Genomic DNA, 3116 nt, shown 5'->3' on the forward strand with positions numbered 1-3116 from the left:
CGGTGGTGGGGTCGGCGGTGGGGTCGGCGACTGTGCTCACGCCACGATCGTGACTCGATCTTTGTCATGCGTCCAATAGCGGAAGCGGGCCTTCTCGATGCGCATCACGTATCGAGCGGCGTATCGTGGGCCCTGTGCTGCTGCGTGATCTGAGCTGGTTCGTGGCTCTCGCTGACCATCGCCACATGACGGATACTGCCGCGATCCTGGGCGTCAGCCAGCCGACGCTGTCCCGAGCCCTGGCGCGTATCGAGGCCGAGTTGGGGACGCGGCTGTTCGAACGGGCCCCGGACGGCGTTGCGCCGAACCCGAACGGCGATCTTGTTGTGGCTGCGGCGCGGGAGCTGTTGGCTCGGTATGAGCAGCTGACTACTGAGCTGTCGGCGCGGTTGGATCCCGACGGGGGCGTGGTGCGGCTGGCGTTCCTGGACTCGATGGCGACGTCGCTGGTTCCGCAGCTGCTGCGGGCTTTTCACGGGCATGCTCCCGGCGTCCGGGTCCTGCTGAGTCAGGAGCCAGGCCATCATATCCAGGCAGACCTGCGCACCGGGGCCGCCGAGCTCGCGGTGACCTTCCCCCGCCCGGAGGGCGACTTCGGCTGGCTGCCCCTGCAACGCGAGCGGCTGGTCCTGGCCGTACCGCCGACGCATCGCTTGCGCGAACGCAAGCGGGTGGCGCTCAGTGAGATCGCTGAGGAGGAGCTGGTCATCACACCAGTCGGCTTCGGCTTTCGCACGTTGCTGGACACGCTGCTTACCGAGGCGGGGGTGGTACCCCGGATCTCGTTCGAAAGTGCGGACCTGGCGACCATCGAGGGGCTGGTGGCCGCTGGCCTTGGCGTCGCTGTCGTCCCAGAACAGTTCGCTGGCTTGAGTGGCACCGTCGGCATCGCGCTGACTGCTCCAGCGGCGCGCCGGACGATCGGGCTAACGTGGCGGACCGATCACACGTTGGCGCCGGCGGCTGCGCGGTTCTTGGCGTTCATCGAGAGTCAGTGGCCTGAGCCGTGACCTCGTCGGTGGCGTAGTCACTCCCAAGGGTGCTATTTCTCGCTTATGCCGAAAACGGCGGCGTGTCGCCGTACCTGGTCCCGCATATGGCCTCCATGATGGAGTCCACATCGAGGATGTAAGGGACCTGATCATTCGGATTCTCATCGTGGGCGCGGGTATCGGCGGTCTGGCGGCGGCGCTGAGCCTGCACGATGCGGGCTTGGGCGACGTGCGGGTCGCGGAGGCGGCGCCTGCTTTGGGGCCGCGGCCGGTTGGCGGGGGCGTCTGTCTGCTTCCGGATGCGGTGCGGGAGCTGACCGAGCTTGGCTTGGGCGATGCGGTTGACGGGTGCGGGGTGGCGACGGAGGAGCTGGCGTACTACGACCTGTCTGGCGGGACGCGGGTCTGGGCCGAGCCGCGTGGGCTGGCGGCGGGGTACCGGTGGCCGCAGTACTCCGTGCATCGCGGGGAATTGCAGATGGCGCTCTACAACGCGGTGCTGGCGCGTATGGGGACGGACGTGGTGCGCACCGGCGCGCGGCTCACCGGGTACGTGCAGATCCCTGGCGGGGCTGTTGAGGCGTTGTTCGCGGATGCGTATGGCGGGACTCACTCCGAGTGGGCTGATCTGCTGGTCGGGGCGGACGGCGTCCACTCCATGGTTCGCGCGCAGATGAACCCCGCCGAGGGCGCGCCGATCTGCAATGGCAAGGTGATGTGGCGCGGCACCACACTCGCCGAACCATTCTTGACCGGCCGCTCAATGATCATGGCCGGCGACGGCGCCCGGAAGTTCGTCTGCCATGCCCTGTCCGCCCCAGACCCTCGCACCGGCAAGGCCCTGACCAACTGGGTCGCCGAGGCGCCGCTCGCGGAGCATGCGGTGTCGGAGCTTCCGGTGTCGGCGATTGGCGACTGGACTCGCGAGGCCGACCGGGCCGAGGTGCTGGGGCACTTCACCCTCCACGGCAGGCACGCGAGCCGAGACTTCGGCTGGCTCGACATCCGAGGCCTGATCGAGGACTCGATCGCGGTGTACGAGTGCCCGCCGATAGACCGCGATCCGCTGGCCGGCTGGACCCACGGTCGCGTCACCCTCCTGGGCGATGCGGCGCACCCGATGCACCCGATCGCCTCGAACGGCGCGTCGCAGGCGATCCTCGACGCGCGAGTGCTGGCCCACGCGCTGGGGACCGTGCACTCCATCGACGACGCACTCGCGCAGTACGAGGCGCTGCGCAGGCCAGCGACGGCGGCGCTTCAGTTGACCTCGATGGCTGCCTCGGGCGAGATCGCTGTCGCGGGCGAGCACGCTGCGGGGGTCGATCCGCGGGCGTTGGACGAGCGTGGCTCGTACGGTGTTCGGGGATCGGTGGCGAGGTGAGCGATTCTGTTGGTGTTGGTGTCGGGTGCAGCTGGTCTGTGGTTTACAGGCTTTTTACGGCTTCGCGCATGGTTGGATGGCCTCGCTGGGTGGCGCAGTTCGGTTGAGCGCCGAAGGTTGCGCTGGCGGCCGCCGGTATTCGTGGACACGACCACGCGGCGGCCCGAGTTCGGGCGTGGTGTGCTGGCGGCTGGCGGTGTTCGCGTGCACGACTGCGCGCCGGTCCGATGTCACTGCGTACACGATTGGTCTGGCGGCTGCCCGCCGCGTTTGGTGGGTGCGTTGAGGCCTCCGGCGGGCCTCCTCGACGAGGGACCCAGAACCAACACCCCGCGTGGTCCGGGGAACCCACCGAACCGCGCGGTCGGTCGCGCTGGCCCGTCGCCATTCGCGAGGCGGCCCAAAGGCCGACACCGCTTCGCCCGAGTCGTGTCGGCGAGAACACTGGCCCTTAACCTGGGCACCTGCCTGACCTCGGGTGTCCGGGCGGGGCCTTGACAGGCCTTGAGTTACCGGTAACACTCTCGTCCCACGAAGCCGTCGTCGACAGCGGCGACTCCTGTTGTGCGAAATCCCGCCACCCGACACGCCTGATGAGCCTGCCCGAAGGAGCGATGTGAACCTCTGCGAGCTCGCGGTTGTCGGGCGTTGTGCTGGTCAAGGGTCTGATCCTGCCTGCCGTGGTGGCCTTCGTCGTGTGGGTCGAGCGGGGGGCCGGGGCGGGTCGATAAGCTGCGCGG

At 68.6% G+C, this 3116-nt stretch carries 2 protein-coding genes; both read left to right on the plus strand.

Annotation, left to right across the window (positions count from 1 at the left end; genetic code table 11):
- The first annotated feature begins 134 nt into the window (after positions 1-134).
- Positions 135-1010, plus strand: coding sequence for a LysR family transcriptional regulator (locus GWK61_RS53565; RefSeq protein ID WP_194922110.1), 876 nt, complete (start codon positions 135-137; stop codon positions 1008-1010).
- A gap of 148 nt (positions 1011-1158) precedes the next feature.
- Positions 1159-2376, plus strand: coding sequence for an FAD-dependent monooxygenase (locus GWK61_RS53570; RefSeq protein ID WP_323748188.1), 1218 nt, complete (start codon positions 1159-1161; stop codon positions 2374-2376).
- The last annotated feature ends 740 nt before the right edge of the window (positions 2377-3116 follow it).

This window comes from Catenulispora rubra, assembly GCF_015356825.1.
Lineage (GTDB): Bacteria > Actinomycetota > Actinomycetes > Streptomycetales > Catenulisporaceae > Catenulispora > Catenulispora rubra.